The sequence below is a fragment of the Curtobacterium sp. VKM Ac-2852 genome (genome assembly GCF_013205045.1).
GTDB classification, from domain to species: Bacteria; Actinomycetota; Actinomycetes; order Actinomycetales; family Microbacteriaceae; genus Curtobacterium; species Curtobacterium flaccumfaciens.
Window position 1 is genome coordinate 66,380 of the sequence record NZ_JABMLI010000003.1, and the last position, 22,874, is coordinate 89,253.

Below are 22,874 nucleotides of genomic sequence, written 5' to 3' on the forward strand. Positions count from 1 at the left end.
CCTCGTCGTCAAGGAAGCACCACATGCGCCTGCACCGCCGCCTCGCTCTCGTCCTGACCACCGCGCTCGTCGCCACCGGCGTCGCCGTCGTCGCACCCGCGACCGCGGCCGACGCCGCAGCTCCGGCGACCGGTCGCTACACGCCGATCGACACGACGCGCGTGTGGTCGGGCGCGCTCGGCACGACGCCGAAGGCCGTGAAGATCGCCGGTTCGGCCGGGGTGCCGACGAACGCGACCGCCGTCGTCGTCAACGTCGAGGTCGCGAAGCCGACGGCCGCCGGCTACGTGCGGGTGACGCCGGCCGGCAAGGACGCCACCGTGGCCACCCAGGACTTCGCGGCCGGCCAGACGATCGCGAACCTCGTGACCGTCCGCCTGGTGAACGGGTCGATCCAGGCGAAGCTCTCAGCGGGCACCGCGAGCGGGTACTTCGACGTCGCCGGCTACTACGCCGACGGCGCCGGCGCGACGTACACCCCGCTGGACGCCGCGCGCGTGTTCAGCGGCCCGGTCGGCACCACCCCCGTCCCCGTGCCGCTCGCCGGCCGCGGCGGGATCCCCGCCGACGCCACGGCCGTCGCCGTCAACGTCGAGGTCAGTGGGCCGACGACGGCGGGCTACGTCCGGGTGACGCCCGCCGGGCAGGACCCGCAGGTCGTCACGCAGCTGTACTCGGCCGGGCAGTCGCTGTCGAACCTCGCCATCGTGAAGCTCGTCGGCGGTGCGGCGCAGGTGAAGCTCTCGAAGGGATCGGGGACCGTCTTCATGGACGTCGCCGGGTACTACTCGAACGCGTCGACCGGTTCGGTGTTCGTGCCGATCGACACCACGCGCCCCTTCGCCGGAGCCGTGTCGACGACCGCGGGCACCGTCCGGCTCTCCGGCGTGGCCGGGGTCCCGGGCACCGCGACCGCCGTCGTCGCCAACGCCGAGGTCACGAAGCCCACGACGGCCGGGTACCTGCGCCTCACGCCGGCCGGACAGGACCCCCAGGTGGCGACGCAGCTGTTCGACGCCGGGCGGCCCGTCGCGAACCTCGTGATGGCCAAGGTCACCGGGTCGAGCGTCGACCGCCGGGTGCAGGCCAAGGTCTCGCGCGGCTCGGCGCAGCTCCACCTCGACGTCGCCGGGTACTTCCTGGACGGCTCGAGCGGGACCGGCTTCGGCGCCGACGTCTCGTGGCCGCAGGGCGGTTCGCCGTCGGACTACCCCGTCGGCCAGGCGTTCGGGATCGTCGGTGTGAACGGTTCGCTGCCGAACCAGGACAACCCCTCGCTCGCCCCGCAGCTCGCGTGGGCAGCCGGGTCCACGGGCGGGACGTCGCAGCCGGCGACGCAGCTCTACGTGCTCGCCGCGAACCCCGGAAAGGCCGCGTCGGTCTGGCCGCGGACGAACCGCGACCCGGGTGGCACGACGGTCACGAACCCGTACGGTACCTGCACCGGCGGCTACGACCAGGCGTGTTCCTTCATGTACGGCTACACCCGAGCGTACGAGGACACCCACACCCGTGGGGTCCCGAACCCGTCCTCCCACCGCTGGTGGATCGACGTCGAGACGGGGCTGTCCTGGCTGACGGCCGCCGATGCGAAGGACCACCAGACGCAGAACCGCGCGGACATCGAGGGCATGGTCGCCGCCCTGCGGGCCGCCGGGGTGTCCACCGTCGGTATCTACTCCACCGGGTACCAGTTCTCGCAGATCGTCGGCACCGTGCCGACGTCGTCGCCCCTGCGCGGACTGCCGAGCTGGCTCGCCGTCGGCGAGGACGGGGTGGCGGCCGCGCAGAAGGCGTGCTCCGGTGCCGGGCTGACCGCCGGCAGCCAGGTCCGGATGGTGCAGTACGTGGTCGACGACCAGGACCGCGACGTCACCTGCGTCTGAGCCGCGACGAGCGCCGGACCGGAGGCGCGGTGCCCGCCCGCACCGCGCCTCCTGCCCGGCGACGTGCCGGGACACCGCCGTCGCGGGGCGGGCGGATCAGCCGTGCCGTCAGGCGCGCGGCCGGCGCCGGAAGCGGCGCTGGAGTCCCCACCGGGTGACGCGGACCATGGCCTCGACGACGACCGAACGGCTCATCTTCGAGACCCCGTGCACACGATCGCGGAACCGGATCGGCACCTCGACGATCCGTCCGCCCAGGTCGTCGACCCGCAGGGTCATGTCGATCTGGAAGCAGTAACCCTTCGAGTCCACCGTGTCGAGGTCGATGCGCGCGAGCGACTCGGCCCGGTAGGCGCGGAAGCCCGCCGTGACGTCCCGCACGGCGACGCCGAGCAGGATCCGGGCGTAGGTGTTCGCGCTCCGGCTCAGCGCCTGCCGCGACAGCGGCCAGTCCACCACCGACCCGCCCGGGACCCAGCGCGACCCGATCGCGAGGGCGACCGACTCGTCGTCGCGGACGGCGTCGAGCAACGCCGGCAGCCGGTCGGAGGGGTGCGAGCCGTCGGCGTCCATCTCGACGAGCAGCGGGTACTCGCGCTCGAGTCCCCACCGGAACCCGGCGACGTAGGCGGTGCCCAGGCCGAGCTTGCCGCTGCGCTCGACCAGGTGCACCCGCGGGTCCGTCGAAGCGATGTCGCGGACCACCCCTGCCGTGCCGTCGGGGCTGCCGTCGTCGACCACCAGGACGTGCGCCGTCGGCACCGCCCGGAGCACGGCGGCCGTGACCGCACGGACGTTCTCGGCCTCGTCGTACGTCGGGACGACGACGAGGGCCGAGGCCGGTGCCGGCGTCACCGGTTCGTCAGGCGCCGCTTGATCTTGCCCGCGACGCTGCGCGGACCCTCGGTGCGGAAGTAGTGCACAGCACGGCCGACGTCGTAGCGGACGCCCGACAGCGGCTTGCGCTCGGGCACGCGCACGCGCATCTGGTGCGGTTCGACGGCCGAGACGGTGTCGCGCACCGACTTGTCGGCCGCACGGACGGGGTTCCGGCAGAACTCGACGAGCGGCGCGAGGACGTTCTCCCACGTGAACTGCTCGCGGATGCGGTCGACGTTGCCGATGAACTCGGCGCGGGCCTTCTTGTCGAAGAGCGCGGTCTCCAGCGCGTCGGCGAGGCCGTCGATGTCCTGCTCGTGCACGGCGATCCCGAGCTTCTCGGCAGCGACCAGGTCACCGAAGGAGTCACCGGCGGTCGTCACGATCGGCAGACGGGCCCACAGGTAGTCGAGGATCCGGGTGCGGAACGAGAACGTCGTCTCGAGGTGCTCGTAGTGCGTCGAGACACCGGCGTCGGCCTCGAGCAGGTACGCACCGCGCTCCTCGTACGGGATCCAGGCGTCGTTGAAGAAGACGTTCGTGCCCGTGAGTCCGAGGGCGTCGGCCTCGGCACGCACCTTGGCGACGATGTCCATCTCGGGCACGTCCGGGTTCGGGTGCTGCACGCCCATGAAGAACAGCTTGACGTTCGGCTTCCGCTCGGCGAGCCGGCCGATCGAGCGCACGAGCGTGATCGGGTCGAACCAGTCGTAGATCCCGCCACCCCACACGACGAGCTTGTCGGTCTTGCCGATGCCCGGCACCACGCCCTTGACCCGCTGCTGGTCGTGCACGGGCGGCGTCGAGGAGAGGCCGAACGGCACGACGCCGATGAGCGAGCGCAGGTCGGGATCGCGCGAGTACGTCCGCGCGTTCACCCGCCCGGACCCGGCGAGCTGGCCGAGCCAGAACATCCGCTGCCGTTCCGAGGCGCAGATGAAGTAGTCGCCGAGCTCGAGCTGGTGGTTCAGCGTGTCCGAGGCGTCGAGGATCTGACGGTTCCACTGGTCGACGTCGTCGCTGCGGCCCTGCTCGAGCTGCTCGAGGTGCAACGGGTCGTAGACGTCGACGACGAGGATCTTGCGCGTGGACTCGAGCACCGGGAACAGCCGGAGCGCGTGGCCCTGGACGATGATGACGTCCGCCCACGCCTCGTGCTCGACCATCTGCCGCGGGTGACGGTGCGGCACGGTGACGACGTCGTACGTCGGGTCGATCTGCGACGAGCGCGTGAGGCTGATCACACGCACGTCGTGCTCGTTCGCGAGCTGCTTCGCCATCTGGGTGGCGCGGATCGCCGGGCCGGCCATCTTCTCGCCGATCGAGTCGCCGGTGATGATGAGGACGCGACGACGGGTCCCCACCTCGAGCACGCCGAGCGAGTGCACGATCTTGTCGTAGCCGGCCAGGTAGTTCTCGATCGGGTACGCGGGCTCGTCACGGTTGCCGAACAGGCGCAGGAGCTCGCGGTCACTGCGGACACGGCTCGCCTGGATCGCGCGGCGCGACTCGGTCATCGAGGGCAGCTGCTCGACGAACTGGTCGACGCCGTAGATGCCCGCCATGCTCGTCTTCGGCACCGGGATGGTCGGGACGCTGTCGTCGCCCGGGTTGCGGAGGTCGAGCTCGGTGGAGTCGAGTTCACCGCGGCCGACGGCCCGACGGACAGCCAGCGCGAGCGATCCCGGCAGTGCCGCCGCGAGCTGCTCGTCACCGAGGTTCTTGTACAGGGTGAAGAGCGCGTTCCGCTCGAGCAGGTACGTCTCGCGGAAGTCGCCGAACTTGTTCATCGACGCGTGGTGCTTGTGGAACGCGACCGACTTCGGCTGGTAGCGGAAGCGCCACCCGAGCAGGTTGAGGCGCCATCCCAGGTCGACGTCCTCGTAGAACATGAAGTAGCGGTCGTCGAACCCGCCGAGCTGCTCGAACAGCTCCGCACGGATGAACATCGCCGCACCCGTGCCGAACAGCACGTCGGTCTCGGATTCCCAGCGGCCGGTGTCCGGCGACCCGGCGAAGGGCTTGTAGCCCATGCCGTACCAAGTCATCGCGGCCTCGGTGAAGTCGACGTTGACGCCTTCCCAGTCGAGGACCTTCGATGCCACGGCACCGATGTCCGCGCCGGCGGCGAAAGTCGCCATCGCCTCGCGCACCCAGCCGGTGTCCGGACGGGCATCGTTGTTCAGGAACGCCACGATCTCGCCGGAGGAGTGCTCGACGCCGAGGTTGCAGCCGCCCGTGAACCCGAGGTTGGCACCGGAGTCGACGAACGTGAAGTCGAGGTCGGAGGCCTTGAGCCGTCCGACGTGCTCGGGGCCGGAGCCGTTGTCCACGACGATGACCTCGAGCCGGTCCTGCGGCCAGTCCTGCTTGCGGAGCTCGGCGATGCTCGTCAGTGTGTCGTCCGTGCCCTTGTAGTTCACGAGAACGACGGACACGACTCCTGGCTTGCGCTCTGTCACGGCGAGTTCCTCCAGCTGCAGCCGCGGGCGCGGCATGGGTCGGTGATCCGGCCGTCGAGGATGCCCGACGGCCGACAACACCCTACAAGGCGCAGCACGGCGCTCCGCGGAGGTCGTGCCCGGGTCGGGCACAATGGGCACCGTGACGCACCACTCGATCCCCACGGCCCCCGCCCCGTCCCCGCTCGCCGCCGAGTACGACGCGATCGCTCGTGGCGACCACGCGACGGGCAGCAGGGGGACGATCCGCTTCGCGGTGTCGACGGACGACACCACCGAGGGCAAGGGCGACCTGTTCGTCGCGCTCGGGCTCGCCCGGGCGCTGCGTGCGCACGGCTGGGGCGTGGACCTGTGGCCGATCCGCCGCTGGGCCGAGGACGTCCCCGACGACACCACCGTGCTCGTCAGCATGATCGAGTCGTTCATCCCCGGACTCGTGCCGTCCCGGACCGCCACGGTGGCGTGGGTGCGCAACTGGACGGCACAGTGGGCATCGTCGCCCTCCCTCGCCGAGTTCGACGCCGTGTGGGCGTCGTCCTCGATCGCCCGCGACGCCCTGTCCGAGGTGGTCGACGTCCCCGTCGAGGTGGTCCCGATCGGCGTCGACCTCGACCTGTTCCGGCCCGACGTGGACGGGACGCCCGGCCCGCGGACCGGACGCACCGTCACCACCGTCAACTTCTGGGGTGCCCGGCGCGGCGTGCAGGACGTGCTGCAGCAGGTGGCGCCGGCCGAGCCCGTCGTCTGGTTCGCCGCCAACGTGGAGCACGTCGATGCCGCCCCGGGCGTCGAGCTCCGGCCGGCGGTGTCGTACTTCGCCCTGCCCGAGGTCTACCGGGCCGCCGCGTTCGTCGTCGACGACGTCATCGCGCCGGCCGCCGAGTTCGGCACCCTCAACTCACGGCTGTACGAGTCGCTCGCGTGCGGCGCGCTGCCGGTGACGAACTGCGCGCTCGGTCTCGACGAGCTCGGCCTGGCCGACGTCCCGGTCTTCACCGATGCCGCCTCGCTCGAGCGCGCGATCGCGATGCCTGCCGACGAGCGCGACGAACGCGCCGAACGGCTCCGGAACGTGGTCGTGGAACGCCACTCGTACGCCCGACGAGCCGAACAGGTCGCGCCGTCGCTCGACGCGGCGCTGGAGCGGGCAGCGACCCGCTCGGGCGCGCGGCACCCGCTGCTGCGGTGGGCGGCACTGCAGCGCGAGGTCCTGCGCGCGACCGAGCAGGAGCGCGACGTGCACCGCGCCGGGGTCGACGACATCAACCGCCGGCTCATCGTGTCCGAGGAGGCGGTCGCGGTCCTGGACCGGGCCCGACAGGACGCCGAGGCCGCGCGACGGCACGCCGAGGCCGAGCGTGACGCGATCGCCACCCGGTACGACGCCCTCACCCACTCCGCCGAGTTCCGTGCCCTCGACCGGCTCGGCGGCGTGGCACGAGCCCTCCGGCGCCGCGGCTGACCCCGCTGCCGCGAGGCTGCGTGCGCCCCGGACGGGACGGCGACGGAACGGGAGGCGCGGTGCCAGCTGGCAGCTGGGCCCACGCCGGCCGGTTCCGGGCCGACGTGCCAGCGGCGGACCGGCCGTGCCCGGTGGGGAGCCTTGCGTTCCGTCGTCCCGGCCCCGCTACGAGACCGTCACCGTCTTGGTGCCGAAGTCCTTGTAGGCCCCGCCCGGCAGCTCCTGGTACCAGATGCGCACGGTGTGCTTGCCCGGCTTGACGCCGCTGAGCGTCGTCGCCAGACCGACGTCGGAACCCCATCCCGGGTGTGCCCGCTCCACGTCGGTCCGGACCGCGTTCGCCGTGCCGGAGGCCGCGCCGACGCCGTCGAGGTGGATCTTGTACCTCACCGGGGCGAACGTGTCCGGGTCGATCGCCCAGCCCTTGACGGCGACGGTCCCCCGACCGCCCGTCGCGGCGTCGTAGGCGCCGTACACGGCTCCGGTCTTGCCGGTGGGTGCGGGGACGGCGTCCTGCACGGTCACGGACTTCGTGCCGAAGCTGACGTAGTTCCCGCCGGGCAGGTCCTGGTACCAGACCGTCACCGTGTGGGTGCCCGCCTTGACGCCGGTGAGGGTGACCGCGAGCCCGAGGTCGTCACCCCACCCGGGCTTGGCGGCGGCGATGTCCGCGCGGACCGCGTTCGCGCTGCCCGCGGCGGCACCGACGCCGTCGAGGTGGATCTTGTACTTGACCGGGTCGTAGCGGTCCGGGTCGATCGCCCAGCCCTTCAGGGCCACGGTGTTCGGACCGGCGGTGGCCTGCTCGAACGAGCCGGTGACGGCGCCGGTCTTGCCCGTGGTGCCGGTCGACGGCGGGGCCGCGACCGTGACGGTCTTCGTCCCGGCGCTGCCGTAGGTGCCGCTCGGCAGGTCCTGCCACCAGAGGGTGACCGTGTGCTTGCCGGGGGTGAGGCCGGTGAGCGTGGTCGCCAGGCCGTGCGACGATCCCCACTTCGGGTAGGACTTCGCGACGTCGCTGCGGGCAGCGCTCGCGCTCCCGGCCGCCGCTCCGGCACCGTCGACGTGGATCTTGTACCGCACCGGCGCGTACGTGTCCGGGTCGATCGCCCAGCCCTTCAACGCGACCGAACCGATGCCGCCGGTGGCCGACTCGAACGAGCCCTTCACGGCGCCGGAGGTCCCCGTCGACGCCGTGACGGTGACGGCCTTCTGCGCCACGCGCACCCAGGTCGCGCCCGGCTTGTCCTGGGTCCAGAGCGACACCGTCCGCGATCCCGCCGCGACGTTCTGGATCGTCCTGGAGAAACCGACCGTGCTGCTGGCACCCGGGTACTTCGCGGCGATGTCGGTCCGCTGGACGTCGGCGGTCGCCGAGATCGCGCCGACACCGTCGACCTGCACCTTGTAGGCGGTCGCGGCGGACGAGTCCCGGTCGAGCGCCCACCCGCTCACCGCGATCGTGCCGGTGCCGCCGGTGACGGTCTCGAGGCTGCCCACCGGGGCCGCGGCCGGGACGGTGACGTCACCGCAGTTGAGCAGCGTGTTCGCGCCCGCGCCGACGTTGATGCCGAAGACGCAGACGGTGTGCTTGCCCGGCGTGATGCCCGTGAGCGTCGTCTGGAAGCCGTGTGCGGTGTTGCCCGAGCCGAGGCGCGAGGCCAGGTCGGTGCGGTTCGCGTCGGCCACCACCGACGCCTTGCCGACGCCGTCGACGTAGAACTGCGCCTTGATCGAGGCGGTGGTGTCCGGATCGGCCGTCCAGCCGCGCACGGCGATGGTGCCGCCCACGTTGCCGGACTGCGAGTCGACGTGCCCGATCGGCGAGGAACCGCCCGTGGGCGACCCGAACCAGTCGGTGTACATCCGCCAGAAGTTGCGGTTGCCGTAGGCCGAGCAGGAGTCACCGGTGCCGTAGAGGTTCGACATCGCCGCCGTGTTCGGCGTGTACGGGGTGTAGATGTACAGGCCCGCGGTCGCCTGGTTCTTGATGTAGACCGTCTTGCGCCCGCACGCCGCGTTCGGGTTGTAGAGGATCGAGTTGTTGCGACCCGCCTGGTACGCCCACGACGTCGGCGACGCCTGGTAGCGCTTGAACTGCAGTGCCGCGGCGTAGACCTGCTGGCCGAAGCCGTAGTACGCCGGGTCGCACGGGGCGGTGTCCGGGCACGCGAAGCCGGTGGCGTGCAGGTACATGTAGCTCGTCGGCGAGTTCGTCGCGACGATGCCCTGCTCCTTCTGCAGCAGGACCAGCAGCACCTTCTGGCTGATCCCGCACGCGGCACCCACCTGGGCGATGACCGTGGCGGCGGACTTGTTGCCGCCGGGGATCGCCGAGCACCGGTTCGGGACGACCCCGATGGCGCTCATGTTCTGCGTGAAGTCCTTCAGGCAGGCCGGGCCGCCCGAGGCGCGCTTGCAGTTCGGTGCGACGCTGTTGAGGAACGACTGGACGGCCGATCCGCTCATCGCGTCGCCGTCGTAGAAGTTGGCGTCGCTGATGATGTTGCCCGGGTCGAAGTTCGCGGGGACCGCGGCCGAGGCCGGTTCGGTCGTCGTCTGCTCGGACACGATCGTGCCGATGGTCAGGCCGCTCACCGCGATCGCCAGGGCGGCGGTCATGCCGAGCACCGCACGCAGGGGTCGACGGCGACCGCCACGGTCGAGGATGGAACGCATCACGGCACCTCCGCCGTCATCGGCTCGGACGTGGTCGACTTCGACCCGACCGAGTACTTCAGGGTGATGGACCACGTGCCGGTCGACACCTGGCTCGCGGGGAACGACGCCTGCGCGCAGTTCACGGACGAGGCGCTGGCCTGCGCCGTGCTCGTCGCGCTGCGGGTGACGCCGCCCTTCTTCGCCTGGAAGGTGCAGGTCCCCGAGGCGTCGGTGGTGCCGGACACCAGACCGCCCGCCTGGAGCGTCTTGCTACCCGCGTCCCATCCGGAGAACGTGACGACCGCCGTCGCCGGGAAGTCACCGGGGTCGACGTCGGGCTGCGGGGTCTCGCCGCTGCCCGGGAAGGCCGTCGGGACGTCGTCGTCGGACGGCTCCGCGGTCGGCTGGGTCGACTCGGGCGTCGAGGGGGTCGAGGGGGTCGCACTCGTCGACGTCGTCGGGGTCGCGCTGGCCGTCCGCGTCGCGCTGGGCGAGGGTCGGGGGTCGTCGCCGGAGGAACACCCCGCCGCGAAGAGACTGAGAGCACCGACCACCGCGAGCGCAGCGATCGACCGTGGAGCAAGCTGCATGCTTTCGGGCCGTCCTGTGGTTGTTGACAAGGGTCCGGGTTGCGTCAACGGTAACCCCAAAGTGAAGGTTGAGAGTTGTTCTCGCGCACTTTGCCCCCCGCTCGGGGGCGGAGTCGCCAGGGATTCCGCGCACGGGGCGCGCGGCGTTCCCCCGCGGTGCAATGAGTATGCTGTTCCGGTCCTGCCCCCACGAACGAAGAGACGTATGGTCGACCAAGCCCGCATGACGGCGCTCGCGAACGAGCCCCTCGTCGTGATCGGCGCTCCGACGAGCGCCTTCAAGGGCACCTGGAGAGAACTGCGCGACGTCTTCCGTCAGCGCGAGATGCTCGGGATGCTCATCCGCCGCGACCTGAAGGCGCGCTACAAGGACTCGGCACTCGGGTTCGTGTGGACGCTGGTGCGTCCGCTGACCCAGCTGATGATCTACTACTTCGTGATGGGCAAGATCCTCGGCTCGTCACGGGCGATCGACAACTTCGCGATCTACGTGTTCACGGGCCTGACCGCCTACACGCTCTTCAGCGAGATCGTCGCCGGCTCGACCGGGTCGATCGTCGGCAACAGCGGTCTGATCAAGAAGGTCTACGTGCCGCGCGAGGTCTTCCCCCTCGCCAGCGTGGGCGCGGCCCTGGTCAACTTCCTGATCCAGTTCGCGATCCTCATCGCCGCGACCGTCGTGCTCGGGGTCTTCCCCTGGCACGAGGGGTTGATCTACCTCATCCCGTCGCTCCTGGTGATCCTGGTCTACGGCGCGGCCATCGGCCTCGTACTGTCCGCGCTCAACGTGTACCTGCGCGACGTGCAGTTCGTGATCGACGTCGGCCTGATGGTGCTGCTCTGGGCGTCGCCGATCGTCTACTCGTACTCGATGGTCGTCGCCGAGCTGAAGGTGCAGTGGCTGCTGGCGGTCTACACGAACAACCCGCTCACCCTGTCGGTGCTGGGTCTGCAGAACGCGATCTGGATCCACCCGACCCCCGTCGACTACCCGCCGCACCTGATGATGCGCCTCGGCATCGCCCTCGTGATCGGGCTGTTCTGCCTGCTCGGGGCGCAGCGGGTGTTCTCCCGGCTGCAGGGCAACTTCGCGCAGGAGCTCTAGACCATGGCCATCAGCACCCCCGTCGCCCCGGCGGCCTCCGGCGCCCACACCGACCGCCCGGACGTCATCGTCATCGACCACGTCCGCAAGCGGTTCGTCGTCCGCAAGGACAACACCATCCGCGAGCGGATCGTCACCCTGGGCCGCGCCGGACGGAAGCACCGGCAGGACTTCTGGGCGCTCGACGACGTCACCGTCTCGATCCAGGCCGGCACCACCGTCGGGCTCATCGGGCAGAACGGTTCCGGCAAGTCGACCCTGCTGAAGGCCATCGGCGGGATCATCCAGCCGACGTCCGGCACGGTCGCGCGCCGCGGTCGTCTGGCTGCGCTGCTCGAGCTCGGCGCCGGGTTCCACCCGGACCTGTCCGGCCGCGAGAACGTCTTCCTCAACGCGAGCCTGCTCGGCCTGACGCGCAAGGAGACCGAGGAGCGCTTCGACGACATCCTCGCGTTCTCCGGCATCGGTGACTTCATCGACACCCAGGTGAAGTTCTACTCATCCGGCATGTACGTGCGACTCGCCTTCGCGGTCGCCGTGCACACCGATCCCGACGTCCTGCTGGTCGACGAGGTGCTGGCCGTCGGTGACGAGGCGTTCCAGCGCAAGTGCCTCGACCGCATCCGCTCGTTCCAGGAGCAGGGCAAGACGATCATCATCGTCACGCACTCGCTCAGCCAGGTGCAGGAGATGTGCGACCGGGTCGTGCTCCTGAACAAGGGCAAGGTCCTGCACGACGGGGACCCGATCGGTGCGGTCAGCCTGTTCCGCGACGTCCTCGAGGAGCGCCGTGCCGGTGAGCTCAGCGCCGACGTGGCGGTCGGCCGCGGCACGGTCGTCGGGGCCTCGGTGCACGCCGACGGCAAGGGCCAGCGCGACGGCGTCACGCCGGGCGACGACCTGCTGGTCGACATGGAGTTCGAGCACCTGGACGGCGTCGAGGACTGGGAGGCCGCTGTCCAGATCAACAACACGGCCGGACAGGTGGTGTACGGCACCACCACCGGCATCATGGGCATCCACCTCGACCCGCTGCACGGCCGCAAGAAGCTCCGCCTCCGGATCGCTGACACGAACTTCGGCACCGGCAAGTACTTCATCAACGTGTCGATGATGGACTCCGCTGGTCGGCACCTGCACGACCTGCCCGAGTGCGACTCGTTCGAGGTGCCGTCGTTCGGCGACGCCGTCGGCAGCGTCTACGCGAAGCCCTCCATCGAGGAGCTGGGCTGACGATCCCCGACGGCGTGACCAGCACCGCGGTCGTCGTCGTCAACTGGAACCGCGCCGACCTGACCACCGCGGCCGTCCGCGCCGTGCTCGCGGAGGGCACCGCCGACGACGTGATCGTCGTCGACAACGGATCGACCGACGACTCCGTCGCCGTGCTCCGGCGCGACCTTCCGGACGCCGTCGTGATCGCGCGGGACGACAACGGTGGGTTCGCAGCCGGCGCGAACACCGGCATCCGGCACACCGACGCCGACGTCGTCGTGCTCCTGAACAACGACGCGGTGCCCGCGCCCGGCTTCGTCGCGGCGCTCCGCGACCACCTGGCGCAGGCGGGGCCGGAGGTCGCGGCGGTGACGGGCCGCATCGTGCTCGCCGGACGCTGGACGGGCCTCCCGGCCGGTGCGGAACCCGCCCCCGACGCGCGCGTCCTCCGCGACCACGACGGCCGTCCCTGGACGCCGTCGGCGGACGGCGAGGTGCGGCTCAACTCGACCGGCGTGCGCGTCGACCGCGACGGGAACGGCATGGACCGCGACTGGTTCGCGCCCGTCGACCGGGCCGCGGACGTCGACGTCTTCGGGTTCTCCGGCGGCGCGTCGGCCCTGCGGCGGAGCGCGCTGGACGACGTCGGCCTGCTCGACGAGTCCCTGTTCATGTACTACGAGGACACCGAGCTCGCCTGGCGGCTCCGCCGACGCGGGTGGCGCGTCGAGCACGCCGCCGGCGCGGTCGTGGAACACGACCACTCGGCGTCGTCCGGCGTGCAGAGCGACCTGTTCCTCTTCCGCAACGCGCGGAACCGGATGGTCGTCGCGCTCTGGCACGCACCGTGGCCGACCGTCCTCCGCGCGAGCGCCCGGACCCTCTTCCGCGGCCTGCGCGGACTGCGGACCGCATCCACCCGTCGGGAGGCCCGGCTCGTCCTGGCAGCGTTCACGGACGTCGCCGGGGCGCTCCCGTCGCACCTCGCGCGGCGGCTCCGCGAGTCGCGTCGCGCGTCCGTCCCTCGTCGCAGCGTGGACCCGGGCGCATGAGCGCGGAGGGCTATCCTGGTCACTCCCCCGCCGACGGACCCGACCGTGGCGCCCCCGTTCGGAAGGACCCACGCGTGCCGCAGCTCACCGTCCTCGTCGACGGGACCGCGGTACCGCGCGAACTCGGCGGTGTGGGCCGGTACGTCGAGGGCGTCGTGTCACACCTGACCGACCCGGCGCTCGACGTCCACCTGGTCGTCCGGCCCGTGCACGCCGAGCACTTCCGCGCCGTGGCGCCGGACGCCACCGTGCACACCGCGCCGGCGTGGACCGACTCCGTCCCGCTGCGGTTCCTGTGGGAGCAGACCGGCCTGCCGGCACTCGGCCGCAGGATCGGCGCGCAGGTGCTGCACTCCCCGCACTACACGTTCCCGTTCGGCTGGCGCGGTGGCTCCGTCGTCACCCTGCACGACGCCACGTTCTTCTCGAACCCCGAGTGGCACTCCCGCCTGAAGCGCACGTTCTTCACCTGGTGGAGCCGTCGGTCGCTGCGCAGCCGCCCGGTCGTCATCGTGCCGAGTGCGGCCACCGCGACCGAGGCCGCACGGGTCGTCAGCGGGATCCGCGCCGACGTCCGGGTCGCACCGCTCGGCGTCGACCGTGCCGTGTTCCACGAGCCGTCGATCGCCGAGGTCGAGGACGCCCGGATCGCGGCGACACTGCCCGAGGGCGCACCCTGGATCGCGTTCCTCGGCACGATCGAGCCCCGCAAGAACATCACGGCCCTGCTCGACGCCTACGCCACCGTGCGGGCGTCGCGAGCGGCCGCCGGTTCGGACACCCCGTGGCTGGTGCTCTCCGGGGCACGCGGATGGGACGAGTCCGCGATCGCACGGCTCGACGCCCTGCAGCCCGACGACCACGTGATCGAGGCCGGCTACCTGCCCCTCGAGGACCTGTCCGGCTACCTCGGTGGGGCGGAGTTCGTCGTCTACCCGTCGCTCGGCGAGGGCTTCGGCCTGCCGGTGGTCGAGGCGATGGCCGCAGGCGCCTGCGTCCTGACCACCCGGCGGTTGTCGCTGCCCGAGGTCGGCGGCGACGCAGCGGTGTACACCGAGCCGTCCGCTGACGCACTGGCCGAGGCGATGGCCGCGCTGCTCGACGATCCCGCACTCGTGGCGTCACACCGGGCGGCCGCGCTGGCGCGTGCCGACGTGTTCACCTGGCAGGCCACCGCGGGCGTGCACGTCGATGCGTACTCCGCCGTCGCCGGGGGTGCACGGTGATCCGGGTCGCGGTGCTGACGGTCACCTACAACACCGGTGAGACCATCCGGCCGTTCCTGGCGAGCGTCGCAGCGGCGTCGTCCGAGCCGGTCGCCGTCGTGATCGCGGACAACGGCTCGACCGACATCGACGCACTGCGGGCGATCGGCGAGTCCTACGGTGCCGTCGTGGTCTCCTCCGGGGGCAACCGCGGTTACGGCGGGGGCATCGACGCCGCGCTGACGGCCCTCGACGACGTCCTGCCCGACGTCCGCCCCGAGTTCCTGCTCGTCACGAACCCCGACGTCGTCCTCGCACCGGGATCGATCGACGAGCTCGTGCGCGCCGCCGACCGGCTGCCGACGGGCGGGTCGTTCGGGCCGCGGATCCTGGACGAGCAGGGCGAGACGTACCCGTCCGCGCGCCAGCTGCCGTCGCTCCGGACCGGACTCGGCCACGCGGCGTTCTCGCGGTTCTGGCCCGCAAACCCCTGGAGCCAGCGGTACTGGTCCACGACGCAGGTCGTCGAGCGTGAGGCCGGCTGGCTGTCCGGCGCGTGCTTCCTCATCCGCACCGACCTGTTCCGGCAGCTCGACGGGTTCGACGAGTCGTACTTCATGTACTTCGAGGACGTCGACCTGGGCCAGCGCGTGGGTCGCTCCGGTCGCACGAACGTGTACGTGCCGACCGCCGTGGTCACCCACACCGGGGCGCACTCGACGTCGTCGAACCGTCGCCGGATGGAGATCGAGCACCACCGCAGCGCGTACCGGTTCCTGTCGCGGAAGTACCGGGCGTGGTGGCTGTTGCCCCTCCGTGTGGTGCTGCACGCCGGTCTGTCGCTCCGAGCCCGCTGGGTCACGCGCAAGTAGCGCGAGCCGGCGGCGGACGTCAGGGGCCGGGGTGCAGACGCCTGTGTGCGGCGCGAGCGGCTGCGAGCAGCACCGCGGCCCGCGCGTCGAAGGAGTGCTCCGCCGCGATCCGATCGGCGACCGCAGCACGTTCGGCAGCCGCCGGCCACCCGTGCGTCGGGTCGAGCAGGGCGGCCACGTCGTCCCGCGAACGGGCGACGGCGAGCGTCGGGACGTCGAGCACGTCCCCGAGGCCGGCGACCTGGTCCGTGACGACGACCCCGCCGGACGCCAGCACGTCGAAGACCCGGTTCGACACGAAACCGCCCGCCGCCATGTCCGGCCAGTGGTCGTTGAGGACCACGCGCGCGGACGCGTACGCCGTCGCGACCTCGGTCCGTGACAGCGCGACGGCCCCGAGCATCGCGGAGGGCACGACGCCGTCCCACCCCGGGCCGTGCACACGCAGGTCGGTGCCGAGTGCGACCGCGTCGGCGACCACCGGCCGGGCGGCGCCACGGGTCGACCCGACGAACACCACGTGTCCCGCGTCCTGGCCTGCGTCCGACCGGGCGGCCGGGTGGAACACCGCCGGGTCGGTCGCCTGCAGCAGTGCCCCGACCGGCACGCCGGCACGTGCGGCGGCTTCGGCGGCCCACACCGGACCCGCCGCGAACGCCGCGTCGAACGACCGGAGCTCGGTGTCCGAGACGTCGTCGGGGTGGCTGATCACCCAGAGCAGGTTCACCGACGCCGGGTTCGGCGGTACACGGTCCAGCCCGCGGATGACGAGCGTGACGTCGTCCGCGGCGTCGTCGTCCCGGACGTGCGCGTCACGCCGGTCGACGCGGACCCGCTGGCCGAGGCCCTCGAGCGCGCCCGCGAGCTCGGTGGCGAAGTGCACGTCGCCCCACCCGTCGCCCTCGGGCCCGGCCGGGGCGGCGATCTTGACGGACCAGGACAACCGGTCGTCGTCGGAGCGCGATCGGGGCGCCGGGGTGACGGGTCGCGCACCCCACGGGGGCAGCGGGGGGCCGGCTGCGACCGCTCCGTCGCCGTCCGGCGCCCGGTCGCGCCAGACCGAGAACGCATCCACCGTCGCCGCGTCGACCGTCCGTCCGGAATCAGCCGAGCGGGTCAGCGACCACACCGCACGCACGGGTCGGCCGTCGCGGTCGGCGACCGCGCGGGTCCAGCTGGTCAGGGTCATCCGCTCGTCCGGGAGGCACGGTGCCGGCCCCAGGGAAGCGCCCGGCACCGAGACGGCCGGCTGGTCCGCTGCGAAGACCGGCACCGCGGCGAGCGGGGAGTCCTGGCGGTCGTCCGCCTGGCTGCGGGCCGGACTCGTCGACCCGTCGTCGGACCAGGGAAGCGCTCCCGGGCGCAGCAGCCGCACGCCGTCCCGCTGCGAACCGTCGGGCATCCGGATGCGGGCCTGGGCCACGCCGTCGCCGCCGGCCTGTGCGAGGACCCGCAGGTCCTGGTCGGTCACCCGGACCGTCGAGTCGACCACCAGGAGCACACGCCCGACCCCGGCGGCGACCCCGGCGTTGATCGCCGAACCGATGCCGTCGACCGGCGCCGAGCGGACCCAGGGGATCCCCCGCGCCTGCTCGCCGACCGGCGACGCATCGGCGGCGTAGCCGACCGCGCGGACGTCCGCCGAGGGGCCGAACGCCAGACGAGCCGCGGTGACCATCGACGGCAGCGCGTCGTACCGGTCGGACCGGCTCACCAGCAGCACCGTCACCGACACCTCGAGTGCCGGCAGGGCACCGTCCCAGCCGACCACCCGCTCGGGGTGGGCCGGCGTCACCGACGCGGGACGGGCCTCCGGGCCGGAGACCGCCGCATCCGGCCGGCGGCGACGGAAGAGTGCCATGCGAGGACCGGCCGCGCCGACGTCAGACGGCGAGCAGTCGCTGCAGGTAGACGCCGTAGCCGCCCTTGACGAGCGGTGCTGCCAGGTCGGCGAGCTGCGCGTCGTCGATCCAGCCGTTGCGCCAGGCGATCTCCTCGATGCAGCCGATCTTGAAGCCCTGACGGTCCTCGATGACCTTGACGTACTCGGACGCCTGCATCATCGACTCGAACGTGCCGGTGTCGAGCCAGGCCGTCCCGCGGTCGAGGACCTGGACGCCGAGCTCGCCCGCCTCGAGGTAGCGCTCGTTGACGGTCGAGATCTCGAGCTCCCCGCGGGCGCTCGGCTCGATCGTCTTCGCGATCTCGATGACCTTGTTGTCGTAGAAGTACAGGCCGGGGACGGCGTAGTTCGACTTCGGCTCCGCCGGCTTCTCCTCGATGGAGACCGCGGTGAAGTCGTCGTCGAACTCCACGACGCCGTACGCCTTCGGGTCGGCCACGTGGTACGCGAAGATGGTGGCGCCGTCGACCTCGGTGTTCTTCCGCAGGTTCGTGCCGAGGCCCGTGCCGTGGAAGATGTTGTCGCCGAGGACGAGCGCGACGCTGTCGTCGCCGATGAAGTCCTCGCCGATGACGAAGGCCTGCGCGAGGCCGTCCGGGCTCGGCTGGACCGCGTACTGGATGTCCATGCCGAGGGACGAACCGTCGCCGAGCAGGGCACGGAACTGGTCGTTGTACTCCGGCGTCGTGATGACGAGGACCTCGCGGATGCCGGCCATCATGAGGGTCGACAGCGGGTAGTAGACCATCGGCTTGTCGTAGATCGGCATGAGCTGCTTGCTGATGCCCTTGGTGATCGGCCAGAGACGGGTGCCGGAACCCCCGGCCAGGATGATGCCCTTCATCGCGCTGTGATTCCTTCGTTCGTTACTTGGTCGTGCGGAGCGACTCGGTGTACGCCACGCACTCCTCGTAGGTGGGCAGCAGACCCGCGGCGGCGGCTTCCTCGAGCGTCGGCGCGCTGGTGTCCTTCTCGGACAGGACCGGCTCGCCGAGGCCGTCGGGCAGCTCGAGGCCGACCGTCGGGTCGAGGATGGTGATCCCCTTCTCGCGCTCCGGGTCGTAGTGGGCGCTGACGAGGTAGTTCACCGTGGACTGGTCCTCGAGCGCGACGATGGCGTGCCCGAGGCCCTCGGACAGGTAGACGGCCCGACGGTCGACGTCGTCGATGCGCACGGAGTCCCACTGGCCGAACGTCGGCGAGCCGACCCGGATGTCGACGATGTAGTCGATGAAGGCGCCGCGCACCGCGGTCACGTACTTGGCCTGGCTCGGCGCGACGAGGGCGTAGTGGATGCCCCTGGCCACACCGGCCGAGGAGATCGACATGTTCACCTGTCGGAGGTCCAGCGGGTGACCGACCGTCTCTTCGAGGACGTCGGCGCGGTACGCCTCGAGGAATGCTCCTCGTGCGTCGCCGTGCTGGACGGGCGTGAACTCCCACGCGCCGGGGATCTTCAGTTCGCGGATCTGCACGGCTGCACCCTACCAAGCCGCCCGCCCCGGGACGCGTCGGCAGGCCGTACCTGCGCCGGTCCGTGGGTTCGCATAGGCTGTCATGGCCTCGCGCACCTGCCGGACCCCATGAAACGAGACACTGCGAACCCGTGAAGCTCTTCATCCAGATCCCCTGCCTCAACGAGGAGAACACCCTCGCCAGCGTCATCGACTCCATCCCGCGGGAGATCGACGGCATCGATGAGATCGAGATCCTGGTGATCAACGACGGCAGCACCGACCGCACCGTCGAGGTCGCCAAGGAGCACGGTGTCAAGCACTTCGTGCACCACACCACGAACATGGGGCTGGCCCGCTCCTTCCGGGACGGCGTCGACTACGCACTGCTCCACGGCGCGGACATCGTCGTCAACACCGACGGTGACAACCAGTACCCGCAGTCGCAGATCGCCGAACTGGTGCAGCCGATCCTCCGGAAAGAGGCCGAGATCGTCATCGGCGACCGGCAGACGCGGACCATCGAGCACTTCTCCGGCTTCAAGAAGCTCATGCAGCGCTTCGGCTCGTGGGTCGCGAGCCGCGCCGCCGGGCTCGACCTGCCCGACGCCGCGAGCGGGTTCCGCGCGTACTCGAAGTACTCGCTCATCCGCCTGAACATCGTCACGCGCTTCAGCTACTGCATGGAGACCATCGTGCAGGCCGGCTACAAGCGCCTGGCCATCGCCTCGGTGCCGATCACCACGAACCCGAAGACCCGCGAGTCGCGGCTGTTCAAGAACATCTGGCAGCACATGTTCCAGTCGGGTTCGGCGATCGCCCGCGTCTACCTGATGTACCGGCCGATGGCGCTGTTCCTCTGGGTGGCGGCGATCCTCGGGGCGCTCGGGGCCTGGCCGCTCGTCCGGTACCTGGTGCTGCTGGCGATGCACACCGGCGGCAACCACCTGCAGTCGATCATCCTCGGCGTCGTCCTGTTGATCACGGCGGTGCTGAGCATCGTGATCGGTGTGGTGGCGGACCTGACCCGCCTGAACCGGACCCTGGCCGAGGAACAGCTCGACCTGCAGAAGCTGCAGCGGTATGGGGACTGAGCGCGGAGCGTCCGTGCTCGACCGGCGGACACGCTTCGCGCTCTGGGTCCGTCGACCCGGCAGCTGGGTGGAGATCGCGGCCTGGGCTGCGCTCGCAGCGTTCGTCGTCTGGACCATCGGGCCGGCACTGATCGGACACGGCACCTTCCTGAACACCGGCCTGCTCGGTCGGTACACCCCGTGGGGTGAGGTGTTCCAGTCGACGACGACGTCGACCAACATCCTGAACAGCGACACGATCGACACCGTCGCGCCGCAGACCTCGCTCCTGACCCGCCTCGCCCACGAGGGCGTCTTCGGCGCGTGGAACCCCTACGTCGCCGGCGGCGCGGAACTCGGCGGCGTGCCCGACTCGGGCGCGTGGTCCCCGCTCGCGCTGCCCTGGTGGATCCTCCCCCTGGCGGCCGCGCCGGGCTGGGTGAAGCTCCTCGAGGTCGTCGTCGTCACGGTCGGCATGTCCCTGCTGCTGCGCCGCTGGGGCGTCCCCCGCGCGGGCTGGGCGATCGCCGCCCTCGTCTACTCGTCGTCCGGCTTCATGGTCGCGTGGTCGAACTGGCCGCAGACACGGGTCGCGGCCTGCATCCCCCTGCTCTTCTGGGCGATCGACCGCGCCGCGGTGGAGCTCCGCGCGCGTGACGTCATCGCCGTGGGCGTGCCGCTCGCGTCGATGCTGCTCGGCGGGTTCCCGGCCATCGTCGGCTACGCCCTCTTCATCGGTGGGCTGTACTTCCTCGTCCGCACGATCGTCGCGCACCGACGGTGGGTCCCCGTGGTGGTGAGCGGGGCGATCGCGGTGGGCGGCATCCTGTTCGGCCTGCTGCTGTCCGCGTGGCAGCTCGTCCCCTTCGCCATCAACGCCACGAGCCTGGTCGACTTCAGCGGCCGTGGGCAGAGCGGCCCGAACGGTCTCGGCACCCCGCCGCTCGTCAGCGCGTGGGTGCCCGACATCTCGTTCGTGCAGAGCACCGGCCCCGCCTGGGGCATCCGCAACCCGGTGGAGGAGTACTCCTACCTGGGGATCGCGGCCGTGGTGCTCGTCGCCGTGGCGGTCCTCATCCGCCCGGCGACGCACACCGTCGCGGCCCTTCCCGACGACGCCACGCCGGCCGTCCGCGCACGGCACGACCTGGCCCGACGTCGCACCCGCGGCGTCGTCGCGATCGTCGCCTCGATGCTGGCGCTCGCGGTGGTCATCGTCTACCTCGGCGGCCCCGTCCTGTCCGCCGTCCGCGAGCTGCCGGTGTTCGACACGAACCCGATCGGTCGCGCTCGCGTCGTCGTGATGTTCCTCGCCGCGGCCATGGCCGGGGTGGGCTTCGGCCGCCTCGTGCAGCCGGAGAACCTCCGCGACGAGCTGGCACGCTTCCGCGCCGCCGGACCCCTCCGGCGCACCGGTCGGATCGCGGCCGTCGCCGTCGTGCTGTTCACCGCCGTCGGCGTGGGGATGCAGACCCTGCTCGCGATCCCGCCGATCGCGGAAGAGTACGTGCACCGCACCAAGCTCGAGATCCTGGCGGTCGGCATCCTCGGCGCGGTCACCGTCGTGCTCGTCGTGCTCGTCTGGGTGTTCCGGTCGCGGGTGCTGGCGACCGTCGCCGCCATCGGGGTCGTCGCGCTCGTCGTCGTCCCCGCGGTGACGGCCACGAAGCCCTGGTGGCCGATCGCGCCCACGTCGACGTTCTACCCGACCACCCCCGCCATCGACTACCTGCAGGAACACGTCTCCGCGCAGGACCGCTACGCCGCCACCGGCAGCGCCATGCTCCCGGGGTCGTCCTCCTACTACCGGATCCGCGAGACCACCGGACACGCGTTCCAGACCGGCGAGTGGAAGGACCTCATGCGGGCGGTCGACCCGGACACGTACCCGACGGCCACCTACCTGACGTTCGAACCGAACCTCATGCCGTCGCTCGCCCGGTCGGGGATCCTCGACCGGCTCAGCACGAAGTACCTCGTCGCCGATCCGTCGGGGCCGCTCGCCGGCACCGCCGAGCCGGGTGCAGCGCAGACGAAGTGGTCCGACCTGACCGCGGACAACCCCTCGGTGGACTCGGCCAGCAACACCGGCCCGGTGAACGGCATCACCTTCACCGGTCCGCCGGCCCCGACCCTGACGCCCGGGGGCATGACCCTCGACGTGGCGATCGTCGCCGACGACTCCGGCAAGACGATCACCTCGACGTCGACCCACGTGCCGGGCCTCGGCGGCCCGCGGAACGTGGCGCTCCAGGGCTCCACCATCCCGACGTCGACCTCGTGGCACGTCCGGATCACCGTGACCGGGCAGGACAAGCTCGTGCCGATCGGCACCGACGACGCCGGCGACGCCGTGATGAGCATCACCCGTCCGGTCTCCGGCGACGGCGTCCGCGTGGTACACACCGGCGATGCGACGATCTACGAGCGCGGCAACGCCCTGGACCGCGTGCGCTGGGCCTCCGGCCAGGTGGTGGAACGCACCGGACCGGCGCGCGTCCGGGCACTCGCCGACCAGTCGCTGCCGGACTCGACCGTCGTCCTGAGCGCACCGTCCGAGCACACGGCCGACCCGGACTCGAGCGCCGAGATCACCCTGCGCGACAGCGACGTGAACAGCACGGTCGCCGAGGTCGACGCCACCGGGAGCGGCTGGGTGGTCGTCTCCGACTCGCTCCAGCGTGCCGGCTGGACGGCGACCGTCGACGGCGAACCGACCGACCTCGTCGCAGCCGACGACGCCGGCGCCGCCGTTTGGGTCCCCGGCGGCGAGCACACGGTGGAGCTGCGGTACGCGGTGCCGGGCGCCCGGACCGGGTACCTGCTGACCGGCGGCAGCATCGTCCTCGCCGTCCTCGCCTGCACCGTCGTCACCCTGCTCGTCCGGCGCCGCCGCAGGCGTGGCGACGACGCGGCAGGGCTGTGACCGGCTGGTATCGTCAACCGATCCACGGTCGGCCGGCGATCCTGAACGGGACGCCGACGACCGACGCACCACCGGACGGCCACCGCCGACCGGAGCACACCGATCCCAGAACCACACCGACTCCGAAAA

At 71.4% G+C, this 22,874-nt stretch carries 16 protein-coding genes; 9 read left to right on the forward strand and 7 right to left on the reverse strand.

The window, feature by feature from the left end; all coding sequences use genetic code 11:
* The first annotated feature begins 23 nt into the window (after positions 1-23).
* Entirely contained in the window at positions 24-1,886 is a 1,863-nt protein-coding gene (locus HQQ79_RS11465; RefSeq protein WP_173034436.1) for a hypothetical protein, read from the forward strand.
* Between the two features lie 108 nt (positions 1,887-1,994).
* On the opposite strand, the gene HQQ79_RS11470 is transcribed toward HQQ79_RS11465, so the two are convergent.
* Positions 1,995-2,741, reverse strand: a complete 747-nt coding sequence (locus tag HQQ79_RS11470; protein ID WP_173034438.1) for a polyprenol monophosphomannose synthase — start codon at positions 2,739-2,741, stop codon at positions 1,995-1,997.
* Complete coding sequence (locus HQQ79_RS11475; RefSeq protein WP_071244354.1) at positions 2,738-5,227, reverse strand: glycosyltransferase; 2,490 nt, start codon at positions 5,225-5,227, stop codon at positions 2,738-2,740. Before HQQ79_RS11475 ends, HQQ79_RS11470 begins: the two co-directional genes overlap by 4 nt.
* A gap of 142 nt (positions 5,228-5,369) precedes the next feature.
* Here HQQ79_RS11475 and HQQ79_RS11480 point away from each other — a divergent pair, with 142 nt between their 5' ends.
* Positions 5,370-6,689 carry a glycosyltransferase gene (locus HQQ79_RS11480; protein WP_173034440.1) on the forward strand — a complete coding sequence of 440 codons (1,320 nt, stop codon included), beginning with the start codon at positions 5,370-5,372 and terminating at the stop codon, positions 6,687-6,689.
* A gap of 165 nt (positions 6,690-6,854) precedes the next feature.
* On the opposite strand, the gene HQQ79_RS11485 is transcribed toward HQQ79_RS11480, so the two are convergent.
* Together HQQ79_RS11485 and HQQ79_RS11490 are read right to left on the reverse strand one after the other, a co-directional pair.
* Positions 6,855-9,368, reverse strand: a complete 2,514-nt coding sequence (locus HQQ79_RS11485) for a hypothetical protein (RefSeq protein WP_173034442.1) — start codon at positions 9,366-9,368, stop codon at positions 6,855-6,857.
* The gene (locus HQQ79_RS11490; RefSeq protein WP_173034450.1) at positions 9,368-9,940 is read right to left on the reverse strand and encodes a hypothetical protein; all 573 of its coding nucleotides are present in this window, start codon (positions 9,938-9,940) and stop codon (positions 9,368-9,370) included. The genes HQQ79_RS11485 and HQQ79_RS11490 overlap by 1 nt, the downstream gene beginning before the upstream one ends.
* 205 nt (positions 9,941-10,145) lie before the next feature.
* On the opposite strand from HQQ79_RS11490, the gene HQQ79_RS11495 reads away from it, so the two are divergent.
* The 5 genes from HQQ79_RS11495 to HQQ79_RS11515 all read left to right on the forward strand — a co-directional run bounded on the left by HQQ79_RS11495 (position 10,146) and on the right by HQQ79_RS11515 (position 15,389).
* Positions 10,146-11,045 carry an ABC transporter permease gene (locus HQQ79_RS11495; RefSeq protein WP_027466489.1) on the forward strand — a complete coding sequence of 300 codons (900 nt, stop codon included), beginning with the start codon at positions 10,146-10,148 and terminating at the stop codon, positions 11,043-11,045.
* 3 nt (positions 11,046-11,048) lie between these two features.
* A complete protein-coding gene (locus tag HQQ79_RS11500; protein ID WP_173034452.1) occupies positions 11,049-12,278 on the forward strand; it encodes an ABC transporter ATP-binding protein in 1,230 nt (409 codons plus the stop codon).
* A gap of 14 nt (positions 12,279-12,292) precedes the next feature.
* The gene (locus HQQ79_RS11505) at positions 12,293-13,312 is read left to right on the forward strand and encodes a glycosyltransferase family 2 protein (protein ID WP_173034454.1); all 1,020 of its coding nucleotides are present in this window, start codon (positions 12,293-12,295) and stop codon (positions 13,310-13,312) included.
* 74 nt (positions 13,313-13,386) lie between these two features.
* Complete coding sequence (locus tag HQQ79_RS11510; RefSeq protein WP_216852490.1) at positions 13,387-14,538, forward strand: glycosyltransferase family 1 protein; 1,152 nt, start codon at positions 13,387-13,389, stop codon at positions 14,536-14,538.
* A complete protein-coding gene (locus HQQ79_RS11515; protein ID WP_173034458.1) occupies positions 14,535-15,389 on the forward strand; it encodes a glycosyltransferase family 2 protein in 855 nt (284 codons plus the stop codon). Before HQQ79_RS11510 ends, HQQ79_RS11515 begins: the two co-directional genes overlap by 4 nt.
* A 19-nt stretch (positions 15,390-15,408) precedes the next feature.
* On the opposite strand, the gene HQQ79_RS11520 is transcribed toward HQQ79_RS11515, so the two are convergent.
* Genes HQQ79_RS11520 through HQQ79_RS11530 form a run of 3 tightly spaced genes read right to left on the reverse strand, consistent with a single transcriptional unit; the run spans position 15,409 to position 18,767 of the window.
* The gene (locus tag HQQ79_RS11520) at positions 15,409-17,250 is read right to left on the reverse strand and encodes a glycosyltransferase (protein WP_173034460.1); all 1,842 of its coding nucleotides are present in this window, start codon (positions 17,248-17,250) and stop codon (positions 15,409-15,411) included.
* A gap of 22 nt (positions 17,251-17,272) precedes the next feature.
* On the reverse strand, positions 17,273-18,136 hold the full coding sequence (gene rfbA, locus HQQ79_RS11525) for a glucose-1-phosphate thymidylyltransferase RfbA (RefSeq protein ID WP_173034462.1): 864 nt from the start codon (positions 18,134-18,136) through the stop codon (positions 17,273-17,275).
* Positions 18,137-18,158: 22 nt separating this feature from the next.
* A complete protein-coding gene (locus HQQ79_RS11530) occupies positions 18,159-18,767 on the reverse strand; it encodes a dTDP-4-dehydrorhamnose 3,5-epimerase family protein (RefSeq protein WP_027466482.1) in 609 nt (202 codons plus the stop codon).
* Positions 18,768-18,898: 131 nt separating this feature from the next.
* Between HQQ79_RS11530 and HQQ79_RS11535 the strand changes: the two genes are divergently transcribed.
* On the forward strand, positions 18,899-19,840 hold the full coding sequence (locus tag HQQ79_RS11535; RefSeq protein ID WP_027466481.1) for a glycosyltransferase family 2 protein: 942 nt from the start codon (positions 18,899-18,901) through the stop codon (positions 19,838-19,840).
* Positions 19,830-22,745 (forward strand): hypothetical protein, encoded by a 2,916-nt coding sequence (locus tag HQQ79_RS11540; protein ID WP_173034464.1) that lies wholly within the window; start codon positions 19,830-19,832, stop codon positions 22,743-22,745. Before HQQ79_RS11535 ends, HQQ79_RS11540 begins: the two co-directional genes overlap by 11 nt.
* The last annotated feature ends 129 nt before the right edge of the window (positions 22,746-22,874 follow it).